The following is a 19,909-nucleotide window of genomic DNA, read 5'->3' as shown; positions in this document are numbered from 1 at the left end:
CTCCTTTACTCTGCTTCTTTCAAATCAATACCCGATTTTTTCTTGTCGAGCATTTTTTTGATGACTTCAGCAATATAAGCCCCTGCTTCCACCGCTGGTGTACCCCCGCGGTGAATGTTTGAGATCACTGTGCGCCGGGCTTCTGGCATACCGACAGTTGGCTTATACGCAATATAGGCACTCATCGACTCCGCGGTTACCAATCCTGGACGTTCGCCTACTAATAAACAAACAACATCAGCATCTGTGATTTCACCAATTTTATCCATTGCTGGAACGCGACAATATTTGACGAATAAGACTTGATCGAAATCTAATCCATACATTTTCAATCCTTGTTTAATGGCAGGCAAAGCTTCTTTGACATTGGCTTCGATTGCAGCTGAACTTAATCCATCACCAACAACCATCTGTACTTTTGCTTTCGGTGTTGTATTTTTGCGAATGATCTCACAGTTTTCTTCATCGAATTGCCGCCCGTAATCAGGTCGTGTAAGGTATTCATCTTTACTTGTACAAATCGTTTTTGTAGCGATAAAACCCATTTCTTTCACTAACTCTTCACTGACATCTGAAAAGACCGCATCTTGTGCTGCTGCATGGTCCGCACGAAAACGCAATGTTGAAGGAGTCAAGTAGCGGGTTCCTGTACGTCCAACCCCTAGTCTCGCCGGGGTGTAAGCTTTCATCTTCAATAATCCTTCTGGATCTTCCGCATGTTTTAGCAATAATTGTTTCCGTAAATCAACTTCTGTAATATCAGGAATCATTCCTGCTTCTATTTCAGCGGTTTCTGTCACATGACTTGCTGGTTTTTCTTCTGTCGTCACAGCTGTGGGAACTGCCTGATCATCAGCGACCAATTCTGACAAAATGCCAGCGATCATTTCTTTTAATTCTTTTTCATTCATTCGTCTACTCACCTCAATTATTTAATGAATACAGATGCATCACCAGCACGGCTGGTTAACTTGCCATTTTCCATAAAGCCCATTTTTTCCATCCATTCCTCAAATTCTTTGATTGGACGTAATCCTAAGGTTTCACGAATCGTAGCTGTTTCATGGAAGCCTGTTGTTTGATAATTCAACATGACATCATCGCCATGAGGGATTCCCATGATATAGGTACAACCGGCAGTTGCCAGCAACATGGCCAGATTTTCCATGTCATTTTGATCAGCTTTCATATGGTTGGTGTAACATACATCACAACCCATTGAGATGCCGGTCAATTTCCCCATAAAGTGATCTTCCAATCCAGCGCGGATCACTTGTTTTGAATCATATAAATATTCAGGTCCGATGAACCCAACTACTGTATTGACGATGTAAGGATCGAATTTTTTCGCTAATCCATAACAACGTGCTTCCATCGTTACTTGGTCAGCACCGAAGTTTGCTTCTGAAGAAAGTTCGGAACCTTGTCCGGTTTCAAAATACATCACATTTGGTCCAGCTGCTTGTCCACTGTGTAATGCCAAATCTTGTGCTTCTTCCAACATAGCGGCATTTAAGCCAAATGCGGTATTTCCTTTTTCAGAACCAGCAATGGACTGGAAGACTAATCCGGTAGGTGCCCCTTGGCGAATAGCTTCCATTTGTGTGGTCACATGAGCTAAAACACAGGTTTGTGTTGGGATTTCCCATTCACTCCGAAATTCTTCAAATTTATTCAGAATGCGTTTGACACTTTCTGTGGAGTCATCGACCGGATTCAATCCAATTAAGGCATCCCCTGCGCCATAAGAAAGTCCTTCCATAACAGAAGCCATAATGCCGTCTACATTATCTGTTGGGTGATTTGGCTGTAACCGGCTGGAGAATGTGCCTGGACGACCAATCGTCGTGTTGGCAGTTTTTTCGATCCGAATCTTTTTGGCACCGACGATCAAATCCATATTCGACATTAACTTACATACAGCGGCAATCATTTCTGAAGTCAAGCCGCGAGAAATACGTTTGATGTCAAAATCGGTCGTTTCCGAAGACAAGATGAACTCCCGTAATTCAGCAACTGTCCAATGTTTGATGCTTTCAAAAATTCGCATATTGACTTGATCGATAATAATACGTGTTACTTCATCTTCGTCATAATCGACAACAGGATGATTAAACAAATCATTTAATGTCAGCTCAGCTAGGACAACTTTGGCGGCTACCCGTTCCTCTGCAGAATTTGCTGCAACGCCAGCTAGTTTGTCACCAGATTTTTCTTCATTGGCTTTGGCTAATACTTCTTTCACTGACGTAAATTGGTATACATTGCCAAATAACTTGGTTTTTAAAATCATTTCAGTGTCGCTCCTTTTTAATTAAATACTAATGTCTTAACAATTACAGGCAGGACTGCACCTTCTGCAACTGGTAGGCCGATGTCCACATAGTCGCCATTTTCCACCTTGACAGAGTCAATACAGATGAAAGGATATTCTGGAGGCAAGTTGGCACTTAGCGCATGGCCCAAAGCTTTAGCCATATCTTCATCCACCATAACGATGATGGGAATGGCTGCTTTCACTAGACTGTCCAAACCTGCCAAGATTCCTTTTCCATAGCGCTGAATGTCGTCAAAAGTTGGATTTCTATCCCCTCTGATGGCCAAAGCCACTTGAGGTGTCCCTTCCGTTGTATGCCAATTGAGTTTTTCTCGAATCCGTTCACTCAATTCGGCAACCGCCAATTCTTCATCTTCTTTGGCTAACTTCAAAATAGGGATATTTTTGATAGGTAAAATCTGTTCGCGATAAGCAATGGTACTGCCACTGATTTCAGCCGTATGGGAGCCTGCGCCAACCACCGTAGCACGAATCGTTTCATTGCTTTGAAGCACTTCTTTTTCCGAAAAAATCAGCGACTGACGGAGATATTTCCCTAACAGCAAGCCGATGTCGCCGAATTTGAATGGCTCCTTTTCTTCGGCAACAAAGCAGTCCGCCACGCCACCGGAAAATGTGACAAGCGGGATTTCTTCATTCCTTCTGAGGGGATGATTGGTCACTAATAAATCAAAGAACGGATTTTTTTCTCCTAAGCCCACACTATTTTCCAAGACATGAACAAGTTCTAAAAGAATCGGCTTGAGGGTTGCTTCCGTCACCTGATCCCCAATGGTTAGAGAAAGCTCTTTTTTCTTGATTATTTCTTGGATTTTTGGTGCGAGATAAGTGACCCGCTGCTGTTTATCGACTTTGATCAACCGACCGCCAATATCAAAGCAAGCTGTGTCTATGACCTCGCCATCTTTAAAAACAGCTAAATTGGTCGTTCCACCACCGATATCCAAATTAACGACTGGTTTTCGTTTGCTCTCCGAAAACGATTGGGCGCCTGCTCCTTTTCCAGCAATAATGCTTTCTAGGTCTGGACCTGCTGTTGCGACGACAAAATCCCCAGCATACCCGCTTAATGCGTTTAAAACTTTATTCGCATTAGCCTTTCTGGCGGTTTCACCGGTGATGATCACGGCACCCATCTGGATATCTTGCTTGTTAATCCCAGCTTTGCGATACTGTTCCGCAACAAATTCATTGATCGGTTCTGCATCAATCTCTGTCTGATTCAATAAAGGTGTAAAGATGATATCACTCCGATAAATGACTTTTTTATCAGAGATGGAGATTCGGGGAACTGTAAAAGCCGAAGCAAAGTTTTCAACCGTTAATTCCGACAATACAAGCTGCGTTGTGGATGTCCCCAAATCGATCCCAACCGTTAAGAGTGTCTCCTTAGACATAGTTACCCTCCTTTGCATACAAAAAGGCGCCTAAAGAATTTGTAGAAAATTTCTTTCTACTTTTCTTTAAGCGCCTTTGCTTAATCACTGAACAACATCACTGGTGTTCTGTTCGAAATAGAAACAGGTTTTGGTCCCCTGTTCATTTGATTCTATCGTAATTTTTCCCTTTAGTTTGTCCTTAACATAGCTTTTTACGATCATTAAGCCCAAACTATTCTCATTCTTTTGATTCACATCATAGCCTTTACCGTTGTCCATCACTGTGATAGTAATCATTTTGTTATCTAATGTTCCAATCACTTTCACAATGCCGCTAGCTGGTGAATCAAACGCATGATCGAAAATATTTTGCAGCAGTTCGTTGACGATCAAAGAGATCGTCACCATTTGCTCACTGGAAACCATGATAGCCGGATCAACATCCATGGTCATTTCTAATGATTGGGATCCTTGAAAAAGATGCCGAAAATTGTACATCACTGCTTCCAATGTTTGCCGTAATGCCACGTCGTCTTTGACCTGTTTGGACAGCAATTCATGGGTGGCCGCGATGGCCATGATTCGGTTCACACTTTCATGAAGGACCTTTTTTGCTTCTGAGCTCTGTGTTCTCCGTTCTTGAATACGCAATAAAGAAACAACAGACTGCAAATTATTCTTCACCCGGTGATGAATCTCACGAATCGCCACCGACTTGGAGATGATTTCTGCTTCTTTCTCTTTAAATTCCGTGTCGTCCTGAATAATCATCACTAATTGCGCTTCTGATTCCAACCAGACTTTGCGGATCTTAAAGTAATAATTCAGATAGGTCGTGTTGTTTTCGATGGGATGATTACTGACTTTATACCTCATTTGATAAAGTACATATTCAAAAGTTGTGTAATCAATGGACAAATTATCATAGCTCATGCCAATGATATTATTGCGATAACCCAATTTTCGATACAATTCTTGTGCATTATTATTGGTGATCAATAGATGACCCGCTGCGTCAAAGATCAAGACTGCTTCGGCTAGTTGATCAATAAACAACGCATCCACTTGACTGGTTGATTTTGCAACTTTCGCTAGATGGCAATGATTCAGCTCTTCCTTTTGAAGATCTGCTTGAATCTCTCCATCTGCCGCAATTTCAACGATTATCACGCCGATCGTTTGATGTTCATTCCGAATCGGATAGATATTTTGCTTGATCAACCGATTTTCTTGTGTGACAGCCAGCAAGCCGATGCTATTTAAACTTGTCTGCATCGTTCGCAACACACCGGGTTCGTTTTCTAGTAAGGCTTCCATGCCAACCACATCACCGCTATATAAAGAGTCCGTTGTGCTAGGTGGTTTATGGTAAACGACCAGTGCTTGCTGCGACATCTCTTTGTACACGTCGATGAAGACATCCGCGCTTTGGTACAACGCACTGGATGTAAGATAACTAGCAGTTCGTTGCAATTCTTTGATATCTGATTCAGAAAGATTGGTATATTGTCTGCATAATTGCGCTAATCGTTTCATTTACTCATCATCCATTACAATTAGTTCAGCTATTTCACCCATCCGTGCTCGCTTATTCATACTCAATGTCCTTAACATTTGATAGGCTTCCTCTTCAGTAATATGATTCTCTTTCACAAGGATTCCTTTCGCTTTTTCGATAATTTTTCGTTCTTCCAATTTCAAACTTAGCTTATCGATTTGGCTGAGTAAGGATTGCGTCTGTCTGCCTCGTTCAATACTCATTTCAATTGTAGGTATCAAAGACTTTTCATCTAACGGCTTGACCAAATAACCTAGCGCACCTAGTTTCTTTGCCTTTTCCGTATTCTGGACATCGCTGTAGGCGGATAAAAAGACAATACTACTGGCTAGCCGGTCTTGGACGATTTTCTTACCAGCTTTTAAACCATCTAAAATTGGCATTTGAATGTCCATGATCACTAAATCAGGACATGTCTTTTTACAAACTTCAATCGCTTCAAATCCATCTGCTGCTTCACCGACCACTTCATACCCTGCTTCTGCCACAATATCACGAATATCCAATCTCGTAATAGGTTCATCATCGACTATTACAATTCGTCCATCCATTCTCTTTCACGCCCTTGTCCATTCGAGACTATGTTCTAGTGATCTTACAAGTTACGGAGAAATTTAAGATTTGTTGCAATCCTTCGATCACTGCCTGCAAAGCCGCCTCAACCGAACTAACATCTCCTGAAATAACGACCGAGCCAGAAAACCGATCGATGAAACCGATTTGGATATCCCCGCTTTTCGTTGCAATATCTACTGCGATGATTGCTGCTTCACTGGGGGTGATCGTTAAAATTCCTAGCGCATTGCTGGTTCCTTCAGGCAAACCCAACTTAGTATAAATTTCTTTGTTAGGACTTGCAATGATATGCGCTAACGTGACTTGTTTACCAGGAACATATTCTTGAATCATTCGTTGTTTTTCTTCCAACAAGACTCGCTCCCTTAATTTAGCAAATAAAAAATCCTCAATAAAAAACGTAAAGATACCACTTTCGCTTTCTACTAAGGAGCTTCTTTGCTCTTAAATTTTGAAGCACGCCGTTGTGCTACCCACATTATATTTTATTGGCTACATCCTGTCAATTGCTTATAAGACAGAGTTCAATATTTCCATAATTTCTTCTTTTGTTGGCTGAACTGGATTTGTTTTCGTACAACCATCTTTAAGCGCTGCGCTGGCAATTTTTTCACTCAGCTCACGGACTTCCCCTTTGGCTAAGCCGTATTCTGTGAAAGAAGCGGGCATTTGCAGCTTCTGCCGCAACTGTTTGATTTGGCGAATGAGTTGCTGAACCCCAAGACGAGCATTCGTCGTTTTCGTTGAGGAAATACAATCCGCTAACTGCGCGTAACGTTTTGCCGTAGCCTCATTTGTCACCTTTCCATTTGCCAAACCGCTATTGAATGCAATCACATCAGGTAGCAAAATCGCATTCATACGGCCATGGGGTACATGCAATCGTGCGCCTGCCGCATGGGCGATCCCATGGTTGAGGCCTAATGAAGTTACATTGAATGCCATGCCAGCCATACAAGAAGCTAGGTGCATATTTTCTCGGGCTTGTTTGTTGTTGCCCTCACGATAGGCTGTCTCCAAGTTTTCAAAAACCAAGCGAACCACTTTTTCACATAAAGCATCTGCAATCGGATTTGCTTCTGTCGACACATAGGCTTCTATGACATGGGTCAAGACGTCCATTCCAGTATCAGCGGTAATCTTCGGTGGAACACTCATAACTAAAGCGGTATCCAATATTGCCACATCTGGCTGAATCTCGTTGGTCACCAAAGGAATTTTCGTCTCTGTTTCAGCAATAGTGATCACAGAAAAATTGGTGACTTCTGATCCAGTGCCGCTGGTCGTAGGAATTGCAATAAATTGGTCTACCTGAAGATTCATTGTGCGCTTGCCGAAGTATTTCATCGCTTTGGCTGCATCAATCGCCGAACCTCCTCCTAAAGCGACAATCATATCGCCATTAAAATCTGCCAATTGCTTGATACCTGAAACAATTTTATCGATCGGCGGATCCGGTACAATATCACTAAAGATCAGGTACTCACTGTGTGACAAGTGCTTCGTTACATTTTCCACAAAGCCCGATTCGACCATGAATGGATCTGTAACCACAAAAACTCTTTTTCCTTGAAGCGTTTCAAGATTGGTTAATGCATTGTCTCCCACCCACAATTCAGTGGGAAATTGGATCATTTCCATATTGATTCCTCCTAATAAAAATAGCAAAGACGCCTCAAACAAACGAAAAACCGTCTGTTTGAAGCGTCTTTGCTTCATTATGTATACGCCATTGTACACCAAACTTTACACACATAGGGTACAACGCAAACTACTGAATGTCAATAAGAAAAGGGAATATAGCAGTACATCATTGTACCTGAAATCTCCTTCAACGTTGAAAGACCAGCCCAAAATCCCCTAAAAGCACTTCCTCGTGCTGATACATGGATTAACACAAATATCTTGGGCTGGATTTTCAACACAAGCGTTGTAAAGAAACATCCTGTTTTGCCTCGAAACAGTATGCCCAATAATGAAAAACTGAAAAGACCTGACTTAAAAGCAGCTTTGCTTTATCACAGTGGCGGGACCGTGCCAGATTTTCACTGGCTTCCATTCATATTCTTCATAAAATATTCGTTTAATCTACTTGGAATTTACCACATCTCACTTAGAAAAGCAACTGTCTATAGTCCATCCTCTTTGATTTTATGAAAAACTTTTTCTCCTCTTTCATAAAAAACATCCGCTTCATTGGCTTGAACATTGAGATAGCGTGCCAATGCATAAAAATAATCCGACAGTCGGTTGGTAAAAATCAAGGCTTGCTCATTGATCTTGGCAGTCCAATTGAGGCGAACGATTGCACGTTCTCCGCGACGAGCAATCGTGCGCGCGACATGGACCATACTTGCTTCAGATGTGCCGCCAGGCAAAATAAACCGATCGATATCCGGAGATTTAGCGGTATAATAGTCAATTCTTTCTTCTAACCAGGCAATACTTTCTGGCTGTAATTTAAAGGGACGATGTGCCTCTAACGGGGTTGATAAGTCCGTCCCTACATCAAACAGAAAATTTTGTATGAGCTTCAATTCATTTTTGATAGCTTGATTTTCTGAGGATAGTTGACTAATGGTATACCCTACCCACGAATTTAATTCATCGATCGTTCCATAACTTTCTACTCGATCAGAATCTTTAGCGACCGTGGAACTGCCCACAAGTTTAGTCATGCCCTTATCTCCAGTTTTTGTATAAATTTTCATCTATTCTCTTCCTCCTCTAAATAATTGATCAAATCTTGTAAGCCCGTTTTTTCTACAGAAGATACTTCAAAAACCTTAGTTGCCCCCGCATTTTTCAATTGCTGCCGAACACGGGCTAATTGATTGGGCTCCTTCACTAAATCAACTTTTGTTAAAATGCCGATCACTTTTTTAGGGAATATACTGCCAAATCCCGGTGAAAAGATCTGTTCTGTCTCGCTAGCACTTTGTACCAACCCAATCACATCTGCTTCAGCAGCCGTGACATTTAAGGCATTGTAATACTGGCGATGTAAAATAAACTCTCCTGGGGTATCGATCATTTCAGCATGGAATTCTACTGCTTGTGTCTTATCATAGTGCAATTCTTTTCCTTGCAGCGCTTGGCATAGTGTTGTCTTGCCACAACCAATTGCGCCCATAAAAATAATTCGTTTCATACCTTCGTTATTACCTCCATAAAAAGAGCCTAAAGCACGTGTACTTTCACACGTAAACTTTAGGCTCCGTTGCCAATGTAATGTAACACCTCATTGTGTCTTCTAAATTTATCTTACTCGTTTCAAAAATAATTGTCAAAAGTTACTGGATATTTGTCCAAAGTTTATGTTGTTGTTGAAAATAGGAAACGATATCTACATCAAAGATATTTTCAAGGAACGCTTTTGATACGATGTCATGAAAATTTCCCTCCGCAGCGATCCTTCCTGCTTTCATAAAAACAATTTCTTCACTTAGTGTCAAAGCTAAACGAATATCATGAAACACACCAATAATTGTTTTTTCAGAGTGAGTGCCCCATTCATTCAATTGTTGGATCAATTCTTGCTGATAGCGAATATCCAAATGATTGTTAGGCTCATCTAGTAAAATGATCTCGGGATCTTGCAGGAAGAGTTTCGCTAAAAAGACACGCTGCTGTTGTCCTCCAGAGAGTTGATTGACAACTTTATCTTTGATATCAATCAAATGGACGGTCTCTAAGTAATGAAGCACCCGTTCTCTTTCTTGTTTAGAAACGATGGGCAAAAAACGGTGGGACTGCTGATGATAGGCCCCCATTAGAACCGTTTCATAAACCGTATAATCAAAAGCCACCGTTGTGAATTGACTCATCATAGCAACCTTATTGGCTAAAAATTTTCGCTTTAGCTCACCTACTTCTTGGCCATCGATCGTTACCTCGCCTTGGTAAGGAAGCAGTCCGGCAATCGTTTTTAATAAGGTTGTTTTGCCACAGCCATTAGGGCCTAAAATACAGGTCTTGCTGCCAGTTTCAAAAGTCAAGGAAACGTCTGTTAAGATACGGGCTTGTTGCAGAGTCACTGCTGCTTTGTCAAGTTGGATCATGCGACAGCACTCCTTTTTTTGAAATAAATATACAGAAAGAACGGGGCACCAATAAGTGCTGTTACTGCACCAATTGGTATTTCTCTTGGCGATAGTATCGTTCGTGCAATCGTATCCCCCAACACCATCAGTGTGCCTCCTAATAGCGCCGATCCTGGAATCAACCAGCGATGGGTAGCCCCTAAATAACGGCGAACAATATGCGGCGCGATTAAGTCTACAAAACCAATGACACCGACAAAGGATACGGCACTTCCTGCCAGTAAACTTGCAAAAAGGATGATTCGTGACTTCACCGCTTTCACTTCTACTCCTGATAGCATGGCTTGCTCTTCGCCTAAGCCTAAAACATCCAAATTATTTGCATCCATCCAGACAAAGAGTGTGCTTATCACTGCAATCGGACAATAAATAAGAATCTTTGTCCAATTACTACCAGAAAAGCTCCCCATTTGCCAAAAGACCAATTCTTTCAAATAATCTTGAAAAAGCGCTGTGATCAACGTTAGTATTGCACCAACAAACAACGTCATGACCATTCCCACTAAAACGACTGTTTGATTGGACATCTGGCGATCCATCGTACGAGTAAATAGTAAAACAAGAAAAACAGTCGTTAACCCGAAGAGAAAGCCAGTAAAAGGCAATAATAGACTGCCAATGATCGTGGCGGTGATACCAGTCACCATGATCAATGCAGCGCCCAAGGAAGCCCCGGCCGAAACGCCTAATGTGTATGCAGAAGCCAATGGGTTTCCCAGCAGAGACTGCATGACTGTCCCACTAACAGCTAACCCTGCACCTACCAAATAGGCCATCACGACTCGAGGTAAACGGACATTCCAGATAATTCCTTCCAAAATACCATCTTCAGAAACCGTCTTTCCTACTAGCACGTTGAACAAATCCCGAATAGAAATGTGCACACTGCCGATCTTGATGCCAAGTAAGAGCATTCCCAAACTAATGACGATCAATAGTAGGAGAAAGCTTTTTTTATTCATCTTTCAAATCCTTGTATGCTTCTGGGTAAATGGCTTTTGCCATTTGTTTTAAAGCTTTTGTAATGTGATGATTTGGCAAAGAGCTAGACATGTTATCAATGGCAAATACTTCTTTGTTTTGAACAGCAGGTACATTTTCCCAATTTTTCCGATCCAAGATTTCTTTTACCGGATCATCAATATAGTCCACATTCGTTAAGATAACATCGGGTTTTGCAGCAATTGCGGCTTCTTCTCCTACAGGGAGCCAACCTTTTTCGCTTGCTAGCACATTTTTGGCACCAATGGTTTCGATCATTTCATTTAAAAATGTCTCACTTCCAAAACTATAAATATCTGGTAGTGCCGCTACTTCAAATAAAACACTCTTTTGATTCTTGATGGTTTTCCCGATTTTTGCCACTTCATCAATTTCTTGTGTCATCTTGTCAACGAGTTTTTGGCCTTTTTCATGCTCCGACAAACTATCCGCAATGAATTGAACATCTTCTTTAATGGCTTGGATACTGGTGCTTGTCGGTATATTGACCAGTGTGATCCCCGCATCTTCTACTTGCTGCCAAACACTTTCAGAACTTGCTAGATTAATATCATTCACATAGACGATCTGTGGTTTCAAGGCGATCAATTTCTCGGCGTCGATCGCCATCATATCCATTTGGGGCAATGCTTGAAGTTCTTTTTCCATTGCTCCGCTTTGTGTGTCTACAGCAACTAATCCATCCGTTTTGCCTAGATCATCGATAACTTCGGTTACTGATGGAACCAGTGAAATGATTCTAGTTGCCTCTTTAGGTAATGATATCTCTTTTCCACTACGGTCTTTCGTCGGCAAATTTTGTTCTGTTTTCTCAGTTGAAGCCGTAGTTTCTTTTTCTTGTTTGCCGCAACCCGCTAATCCAATCCCGGCAACTAGTCCGATGGTCATGATCGTCATTAGAATTTTTTTCATCTTTTTTTCCTCGCATTCAGCTATTTTTTTGAACTTTTTCTTCCAACCCTTACAGATAAATCAATGATTGCTCTTTCTTGTGGTTTCGCTGTCCCTCCTTTTGTTTTGTGTCAGATAACAACACAAAAAAACCACTTTTTCTTCAATAGAAAAAGTGGTTCATTAACAGCACTAACAATAAATCCAGCCAGTTATCGTCGAAGACCCTTCTTTTTCCTACAAAAGAATGAATAGACTTATCAAGCCGGTATCCTGACTTAGCTTCTTCTTACTCCCAATCCTTCCAGAAACATTCTGTGGTTTTATTGGTTTCATCCGCATTACAGTAGGTAGGTCTGTAGAGGATTTGCACCTCTTTCCCTGACACTTCATAAGTATACGTTTATTGTATCTTCGTTGATAACTAATTTTCAAAAAGATCAGCGAACACCCTTGTCCACCAATACACACTCATTATAACGATTACCCATCATTTGTCAACGTCCTGTCTGATGGCCTGCTTGATAGTGCATTTGATTGACTAGACTCCTGCTGCCATGAGCTGCTTTTTTCTCTTGCCCTCTCGATCAAAAAATCGTTTATTTAAATCAGTTGTGCTTTGATCAACTGACTAATTTGATCTGTTCGATGCTGTTGTGCTGCCATTTTTTTTCTTTCGCCGCTTAAACCACCAAATACCAAAAATCAGGAAGCCAAAGGCAATTAGAAGCAGCATCCATAAAAACTGCTGTTGTTGCTGGGTAACTTTCTTTATTCCCGCAGTGACTTCCGGGTGGTAAGGAATCCGATGGCCTCTCACCAATAATCGATGGCTGTTGATCATGTAGGGGGTACAGGTCAATAATGTGACGAGATCTTTCCCGGATTCAATCTGCAAGTCTTGCGTGTCGGTGGGGACAACGGTTTTGATTTGATCGACTTGATAGACCAGTGTCTCACCATAGACTTCTAAATAAAACTCTTCTCCTTCCTGCAATTCTGGTAAATCAGTAAATAGTTTTGCTTGCGGCAAGCCCCGATGACCGGAAATGACGGCATGGGTATTTTTACCGCCAGTGGGGAAAGAGGTCCCTTCTAGTAATGAACTGCCTTTTTCCAACAATGCGGAATTGGTCTTGTCAAAAATCGGTACTTGAACATTGATTTTGGGAATTGTTAGCACACCGATCGTATGGCTTTCAAAATAGGATTTATCTGGTGTTTGCCTGATTTTTTCTGCTTCAGAGAAGGGATCCAATCCGGGAGATCCGCCTTCTTTGGCTAGCTTTTGATTTTTGTCGATCTGTTCTTGCATTTTCGCCATTGCGGCGGCATTTTCCTGATTGGCTTCCGCTTGATAATGGGCAATGATCTGTTGGTCCAAATAATTATTCAGTGCATCACTAATAAATGGATAGGAAAAAAGCCCTATACCAATCACCAACAAAAGAAGCATCAAGCGATCGACTATCCGGCGACCTCTTTTTCGTTTCATCGCTTCCTCCTCAAAAAAAGAAATAAGAAGGGACTGTACCATAAGTCTCCGACAAGTAACACTATCCGAAGGTTATATAGTATTGCTCCCTAAGGTGCAGTAGCTCCTCGTCGCAAAGGTCAGAGGAATCTATCCTAGCAATAGAATATGATTCGGTTGAACTTGTTGGATGATGGCTTATGGCACAGTCCCCATTTTCCAAACAAATGGTTAGCAACTGCTGGGGAAATAAGTCGAAAGGTCACAAACATTGGAGAAGCAGCGCTCAAAAATTCCGGCTTATTTCTTGAAGTTGATCCTATCTTTCGCAACCTTCCGTTTTATCTGATTAAGTCAAAATAGCTGAAAGCCACTGGTGAGGCTGCTATTTTTCTAGCAGTTGCTTTTTAATAAAGTGAAAATTACCGGCTTTCTTTTCGTTTCATGAAATACAACCCGACAACGAGCAAGATCAGCGCACCGCTGCCTAAATAAAGATAGATACCTTTTCCACCTGTAGAAGGCAATGTTCCTTTGTGTTTGTTAGGCACTTTTTCAGGAGCAACTAATTCTTCGGTTGTTCCATAAGAGTGTTCATCTACTGTAAATTGGATTCGATTTGTTAATAACACATAATTTTCTGGCGCTGCAGTTTCTTCCAAATAATAGACGCCGTATTTTAGTCCTGTAACGACGACTAGACCATCTGCTTCCGTAGTAAATGTCGTTGCATCTTCTTTGTTTGCCACCCAAGTCGTTGTTTTCGCTGCTTCATCGACCTTCAAATAGTTTGCCTGCTCACTATCCTGATCACGAACAACGAAAGCAGCCCCTGCTAGAGCTTGCGTGGATGAAACATCTCCATCGACTTTGATAAATCGTTTCCCACCAGTAACAACTTCTACTGTTGGCGGCGTCTGGTCATTGGTATGACCATTATCCACATTGGCTTCGTTTTTAAAGCCTTTCGTTGGGTCTGCCTTTTCATTGAGATGCATGAAGTAAACAAATTTTAAGGTACCTCCTGGTGTTAAAGAAGGGATGAAGGCCGGATCGACAGCGACGGTGAAGCCGTTTGTCTGTTCCGTTACTTGATAATTTCCAGGCGCAATCACTGTCTCACCATCATAAAGAGCATAGGCAGTCTCTCCTGAAGGGGTGTTGTCAAAGGTCAACGCCTCATCATGGGTATCCACTAAGTTAAATTTGTTGTATTTATTGGCATTTCCTTCTTTATCAGCAATCCCCAATGGAATATTGACCGCAATCTCGTACTTGATTTTTTCACCGATCGCTACATCTTTGCCGTTTAAATTAGGCGTTGTTTTTTCAACGTTTGAGGTATCATTTTTAACGGTTTTTTCGACAGGGGTTTGATTGTCCGCTTCAATCGTGAAGGGGGTCTTTGTTTGATCCGCAATCAATTCAGCATTGTTCGGTGCTTTGACCTCTTCAAGAATATAGGCCCCCACTTCGAGATTCTTCACCGTTAATTCACCAGTGTTCTCTTCAGATTCTGTAAAATCATCTTCGCCGATGCCATAGCTTTTGCCCGTAACAAAGTGCTTGGCTTGTCCTTTGTCGGTTGTCCAAGTGTGGAGACCATCTTTTACCCCTTGGATGTATTTGGTGGTACTTGGGGAACCTTCACTTTTTGAGAGTACGAATTCTGCTCCATTCAACGATTCATTTTCAGCAGTACCTACTTTTTTCACATGTAACGACCCGTCATTAGAAACAACATTTTTGGGATAAACATGAACGGTAGACAATTCTTCTGACCCATATTTATACGAGCCATCTGATTGCTTGATCATTTCATAAACCGGGAAGGCAATGACCAGATTGGCAGCAGCCACTACCCCAGATTTGGGTTCTTCTTTGATGGTGTAGACAGCATCTTTGCCCTTTTGTTGTTTCGGGACATTGACGGTCATGTTGCCCTCTGCATCCGTTGTGCCTTCAGCTACTGGCGCACCTGGGGTTAACCCTTGAACTGCTTGTTTGGCAGCCTCGACAGTTGCCCCGGCTGCTCGTTGCGCATAAAATTCTGACGTCACATTATAAATGCGGAAAGTGACCTCTGCCAGACCTTGATATTGATCAAACTCACGCATCTCTTTCCCGCTATTTTGAATCAGCGGATTCGGCAAATCGGTCATTTTCTTTTTATGAATCACGATTTGGGCATTGCTTGCATTATCCTCAGCATAAACAGTTGTACCCAATACACTGATAAAAACAGGTAATGTTAGGAATAACGCACTTAGTAAATACCACACTTTTTTTGCTTGTTTCATTTTCTCTCTCCTCGCTTTTGTTTTTGATAAATCAACCCAACTAGGACGAACCCTAACAATGCTACACCGGCGACGGTCAACCCTGTTGCCTGCTGCTCATTGGTCTTTGGTAAGAGATCCGTATGTTTCTTATTGATAATTGCCAATGGGGTGGCCGGTTTGTCCTTTGTTCCATAGGAATTATTTTCCACCACAAAGGGGATCGCGGTTTGATTAAGCAAGTAATTTTTTGGCGCTTGGATTTCTTCTAAGAAATAGTACCCATCTTTTAGCCCTTTGACGGCAAATTCTCCTGCTTGATCAGAAGTGAATCGTTTAGCCCCCGACTTTTCTTTTTGCCATTGATAACCATTGGCTGATTCATGCAAATAGTCTCCTGTTTGATTTTTTACGACGAATACGGCATTTGCCAATGTTTGCTGGGGATCTTGACTATCTCTTTTGACAAACCGTTTCCCACCAGTCCGTATGAACGCTTTTTTCTTGATAGTGTGTTTATCCGTCAGCAATTGTCCTTCATTCACGATCTCTGTGTCAGGCTCCGCATTCATTACCTTCATTTGGTAAGAAACTAGCAATTTTTGATTGGCAAATTTTTCTAGCTGCTGAATAGAAAAATCCAGGACAAAGCCATGATCCATTGTTTGAAGCGTATAGCCTGTCATAATAGATGTTCCCACTTTTACTGTGATCGTTTCTGGTAAGAGAAATAACGCAGCATCTGCTGTATCTGCTAGTTGAAATTGTTGGTAATCCAAGATATTTTCCGGAATATGTGTGGTCAGCTGATAATCCACGGTCTCGCCATAGGTAAAACCAGCGGTCCCAGACTGCACTTCTTTTTCCAGCGGCGGCAGATCGTATGGATTTTCTTCATTTTTGGGGTACAAATGAATCGTGGTCAATGGATTCCCTTTCTGATCAAGAACTGGCAAAACAACCACCAAGTTTCCCGCTTTTTCTTTCACGACACTCGGTGTCTCTGCTTCCACGAATAAATAGACCTTGTCTCGCTGCTGGCTGTCCTTGGCTGCTAAAGTGAAGTGCAGTACACCATCTTCTCCTTGACTCTTCGCAGTCTTTCCTTTGGCAATTAAGTCCCCTGCCCTAGGTCCCTCTTCAGCCAACTTTCTTTGCGCAGCTTCCACCGATTCACCATCTCCTCGCAATTGATAGAAAGAATCGGTGACATCGTATACGTGATAGGTGACATCATTTAAGCCCCGATAAGCTTGCAGCAGTTTACTTTCTCCAGAACTTGGTTGCTCTTCGGGTAACTGCCCTTCAGGAAATAGTAACTTGTGCAACGTGATGTGAACATTCGCTTGTATTTCTCCTGCTGAAACTTGTTGGGAGAAACCTAGTAACACAAATAGAAAAATGCATACACTAAACCAACGCATGCTTTTCATCTGCTACACCTTCCTTTCTAGACGCTGGAAGTATAAGTAGATCCCAGCGATGGCGATCGAACTAATGGCGATGAGATAAATGCCTAATCGACCATCTCCCCCTGTTTCCGGCAAGGGAACTTTCGCCCGATTGGTCACATCAAACACAATCTGGTTATTCTTTTCTCCCGCGACTAGCACATCCGTGACTTCTTCGCCATCCATCCATACCGAACCATCTTCATTGATCACAATTTCAATGGGGGCTTTCAATCCTTGATACCCTTCTGGAGTAAAGGTTTCCGTCAAGGTATATTTTCCCGGCTGTAACTGTTCAAAGACAAAGGTGTCCGTCTCTTCTCCTGAACGTTCAATATCTGTATTTGGACCTGTCAAACGGAAGGTTGCCCCTTTTAATGGCGTCTGATCGTCGGCTTTTTTGTGGACGGTTAAGTCAAAGGCTTTTAACTGGTTTTGATGATTCAATGTCCATTCTTTGCTTTGTTGATCCACATTTTTACCGTCGTAGTGAATCTTTCCATATTTATCCACCGTAAATTCATAGTTGCCGGCGATGGTGTCGTACCCCACTGGCCCTGAATCTTCGACCATCCGGTATTGCCCGGGCTGATCTACTATAAAATGGGCCAATCCTGAATCGTCTGTTTTTTCCGTAGCAATGGTTTGATAGCCCTCTGAAGTATTTTTCTTTTGTAGAGAAAAGGTCGCCCCTGACAAATTGACTTGATTGCCGGCTTGCAGCGTATACTTGCGAATGCCGATTGGCAATTCTGAAAATGGGTTGACCACGGTTAATGTAATGACTTGTTCTTCTGTAGAGACCTCCTCCCCATCGATTGTCACCCTTCCTTCTGAAGTGACTTCGATTTGCCACGTTGTTTTCCCACGTTCATGTCCAGCTGGTGCTTGCACTTCTGTGAGGGTATAGGTCGCCCCTTTTTGCAGTCGGACATCTTGCGGCAAGGAATAGCTGCCATCTTGATTGTCGATCAATGTCGTACGGCCATTTTTGCCAGTTAATTCAAACACAGCACCTACCAGATTTTTTTCGCCAGTAGAAGAATTTTTGATCACTTTAAGTGCTAATGGCTGAAACTGTTTTGTGTTTTTCCACGTTGTCTCATCCACTTTTTCTTGCTCATATCCGGGAACAGCGAGCTCACGAGTCGTTTGATAACTGAAATTTTGCCCTTGATTATTATATTTGGGTAGGCTCAAGATCTCGGCATAAGCACCCTCTGCTGACATTGAAAGCTGAGTTACCCCCGTGCGTTCCCACAGGTTTTCTGTATCATTTGACGGCTGTAAAATCTTGAGATAGCCTGTTTGCCAACTGGCCGTATCTGTCACTTGTTTTCTAGACACTTCATAGATTACATTTTCCGGGCGGCTGCTCGGATCATGATCAAATTCTTCCCAGATTTTTTTGAAATCAAGTTTGACTCCCGGTGCTTTCCCCGATGGAACCCCAAAATCTACCACTTCATCTGCTGTTTCTACTGGCTGGAAGGTTGTTCTGCCATTCATCGGATACCAGAAATCAGGTTTGAACGTTGCTGATTCTGTCTGGATCCTGACTTGATAATGGATCTGAATTTCTTGATCTTTCCCTAAATAGATCTCATTACTATGAACAGTTGTTCCTTCAAGTGACAGGGTTGGCATGGTTTGTACTTGAAGGGAACCGACACTTTTGACGGTTAATGTATTTGGTTCGTAACGAAAGGGTTCAGCAATCGGATCGGTTACTTTGCCGTTTGCCACAGTTCCTGATATCTGAACCGCTTTTCGCGCGAGATAATCAGAAATATCCGGTGCATGATCGGCGGATTCATAGTAAAGATCACCATTCTCATCTGCAGAGACCATTTGCCGCATCTTGTTTTCTACTTCTTGTTTGGATAATCCCGCATTGGTATCACTTTGCAGTTGAATGCCTAATCCATGAATTTCAATCCCTCGCTGTTTTAATGCCATTGCTTCCCCAATCGTTGCGATAAAGGTACTGTTGATCAATTTATTGGTATTTCTTTGGTCTGGAGCATAGTAGCTGTTAGAAATACGAGAAGTACTGCCCGGCTGGTCTTGTCTATTGGTAAATTGGGTACCGTAATAGCTGCCATTCGCTTCTGTTTGAACTTTGCTGACTTGGTAGGAAAAAGTGGGAACACCATCTGTCAGTAGAACGATCACTTTTTTGTGTCCATTCGGTGTTGCCAACATGTTTCCAGCATCTCGCAAGGCTTTTTGCGTAAAGGTTCCTCCAGTGGTACTGCTTGGAGTAATCGTCTTAATGGCATTTTTGACTGAATCAAAGGGACCCATCGCGACCGAATCATTTTTGTAGCCATCACTTGAATACCCAACATAGCCCATATGAATGTTGTCTGAAATTCCACTTTCTGCTAGCGTATCTACAAATCGATCCACCCCTTTTTGGACTTCACCAATGCGGTTGTTGTCATTCATACTGCCAGACCAGTCAACTACTAAAACCAAATCTAAGGGCGCAATCTCCTTTTGGACATTTCCGCGAATATTCAAGTAAACATCAAATAATCCAGGTGTCGTGGTCTCTTTGGCATACTTGCGAATGGCATAGTCTGCTTGGGCACCCGTCCCACCATATTCAATATAAGAATTGGTTTTATTCGTTGGATCACCATTCCATTCTTTTTGACCATCCCATTGTGCAGTTCCGTCTTTGTTTCCCTGATGGTTACGCACATTCTGATTTCCAGTCGGCTGCCAGCTGGCTGTCGGATAAGTCCCTGATGCATCTGAAGAACCAACAGCTGCTGATGAAGTGGTCAAACCATTTTTATTCCCTAGCGTTGCTGCTGATCCAGTGTTCGATCGCAGTCATAAAGCAATCC

16 protein-coding genes and 2 riboswitches are annotated in these 19,909 nt (G+C 42.2%); all 16 genes read right to left on the bottom strand.

The genetic code is table 11. The features are described 5' to 3' along the window. Nucleotides 1–5: 5 nt before the first annotated feature. A complete protein-coding gene (eutC, locus tag Q0A12_RS08785; RefSeq protein ID WP_291292277.1) occupies nt 6–911 on the bottom strand; it encodes an ethanolamine ammonia-lyase subunit EutC in 906 nt (301 codons plus the stop codon). A gap of 17 nt (nt 912–928) precedes the next feature. Then, nucleotides 929–2,293 (bottom strand): ethanolamine ammonia-lyase subunit EutB, encoded by a 1,365-nt coding sequence (locus tag Q0A12_RS08780; protein ID WP_291292276.1) that lies wholly within the window; start codon nt 2,291–2,293, stop codon nt 929–931. A gap of 17 nt (nt 2,294–2,310) precedes the next feature. Next, on the bottom strand, nt 2,311–3,753 hold the full coding sequence (eutA, locus tag Q0A12_RS08775) for an ethanolamine ammonia-lyase reactivating factor EutA (protein WP_291292275.1): 1,443 nt from the start codon (nt 3,751–3,753) through the stop codon (nt 2,311–2,313). 66 nt (nt 3,754–3,819) lie between these two features. Then, complete coding sequence (locus Q0A12_RS08770) at nt 3,820–5,253, bottom strand: sensor histidine kinase (protein ID WP_291292274.1); 1,434 nt, start codon at nt 5,251–5,253, stop codon at nt 3,820–3,822. Further along, nucleotides 5,254–5,826, bottom strand: a complete 573-nt coding sequence (locus Q0A12_RS08765; protein WP_291292273.1) for a response regulator — start codon at nt 5,824–5,826, stop codon at nt 5,254–5,256. It abuts the gene before it with no gap. Between the two features lie 28 nt (nt 5,827–5,854). After that, the gene (locus Q0A12_RS08760) at nt 5,855–6,202 is read right to left on the bottom strand and encodes a BMC domain-containing protein (protein WP_002345864.1); all 348 of its coding nucleotides are present in this window, start codon (nt 6,200–6,202) and stop codon (nt 5,855–5,857) included. A gap of 159 nt (nt 6,203–6,361) precedes the next feature. After that, nucleotides 6,362–7,492 (bottom strand): 1-propanol dehydrogenase PduQ, encoded by a 1,131-nt coding sequence (locus Q0A12_RS08755; RefSeq protein ID WP_291292272.1) that lies wholly within the window; start codon nt 7,490–7,492, stop codon nt 6,362–6,364. A 294-nt stretch (nt 7,493–7,786) separates the two neighbouring features. Then, nucleotides 7,787–7,936, bottom strand: a riboswitch (adenosylcobalamin (AdoCbl) riboswitch). Nucleotides 7,937–7,980: 44 nt separating this feature from the next. Further along, complete coding sequence (locus tag Q0A12_RS08750; RefSeq protein WP_291292271.1) at nt 7,981–8,562, bottom strand: cob(I)yrinic acid a,c-diamide adenosyltransferase; 582 nt, start codon at nt 8,560–8,562, stop codon at nt 7,981–7,983. Beyond that, the gene (locus Q0A12_RS08745; protein ID WP_291292270.1) at nt 8,559–9,002 is read right to left on the bottom strand and encodes a EutP/PduV family microcompartment system protein; all 444 of its coding nucleotides are present in this window, start codon (nt 9,000–9,002) and stop codon (nt 8,559–8,561) included. Before Q0A12_RS08745 ends, Q0A12_RS08750 begins: the two co-directional genes overlap by 4 nt. A 142-nt stretch (nt 9,003–9,144) precedes the next feature. Then, nucleotides 9,145–9,912 (bottom strand): ABC transporter ATP-binding protein, encoded by a 768-nt coding sequence (locus tag Q0A12_RS08740; protein ID WP_291292269.1) that lies wholly within the window; start codon nt 9,910–9,912, stop codon nt 9,145–9,147. Beyond that, nucleotides 9,909–10,916 (bottom strand): iron ABC transporter permease, encoded by a 1,008-nt coding sequence (locus Q0A12_RS08735; protein WP_291292268.1) that lies wholly within the window; start codon nt 10,914–10,916, stop codon nt 9,909–9,911. Before Q0A12_RS08735 ends, Q0A12_RS08740 begins: the two co-directional genes overlap by 4 nt. Beyond that, nucleotides 10,909–11,868: an ABC transporter substrate-binding protein gene (locus Q0A12_RS08730; RefSeq protein WP_291292267.1), complete on the bottom strand. Its 960-nt coding sequence runs from the start codon at nt 11,866–11,868 to the stop codon at nt 10,909–10,911. The genes Q0A12_RS08735 and Q0A12_RS08730 overlap by 8 nt, the downstream gene beginning before the upstream one ends. 224 nt (nt 11,869–12,092) lie before the next feature. After that, nucleotides 12,093–12,254, bottom strand: a riboswitch (cobalamin riboswitch). A gap of 224 nt (nt 12,255–12,478) precedes the next feature. Next, on the bottom strand, nt 12,479–13,342 hold the full coding sequence (locus tag Q0A12_RS08725) for a class C sortase (RefSeq protein ID WP_291292266.1): 864 nt from the start codon (nt 13,340–13,342) through the stop codon (nt 12,479–12,481). 401 nt (nt 13,343–13,743) lie between these two features. Next, nucleotides 13,744–15,621 (bottom strand): SpaH/EbpB family LPXTG-anchored major pilin, encoded by a 1,878-nt coding sequence (locus Q0A12_RS08720; protein WP_291292265.1) that lies wholly within the window; start codon nt 15,619–15,621, stop codon nt 13,744–13,746. Continuing rightward, nucleotides 15,618–17,033, bottom strand: a complete 1,416-nt coding sequence (locus tag Q0A12_RS08715) for a SpaH/EbpB family LPXTG-anchored major pilin (RefSeq protein WP_291292264.1) — start codon at nt 17,031–17,033, stop codon at nt 15,618–15,620. The genes Q0A12_RS08720 and Q0A12_RS08715 overlap by 4 nt, the downstream gene beginning before the upstream one ends. 3 nt (nt 17,034–17,036) lie before the next feature. Then, a complete protein-coding gene (locus Q0A12_RS08710) occupies nt 17,037–19,847 on the bottom strand; it encodes a SpaA isopeptide-forming pilin-related protein (protein WP_291292263.1) in 2,811 nt (936 codons plus the stop codon). Between the last annotated feature and the right edge of the window lie 62 nt (nt 19,848–19,909).

Source organism: Enterococcus sp. (genome assembly GCF_022711995.1).
Classification (GTDB): Bacteria; Bacillota; Bacilli; order Lactobacillales; family Enterococcaceae; genus Enterococcus_D.
The sequence above is the reverse complement of the archived record's forward strand: the minus strand, read 5'-3'. Positions and strand labels throughout refer to the sequence as shown.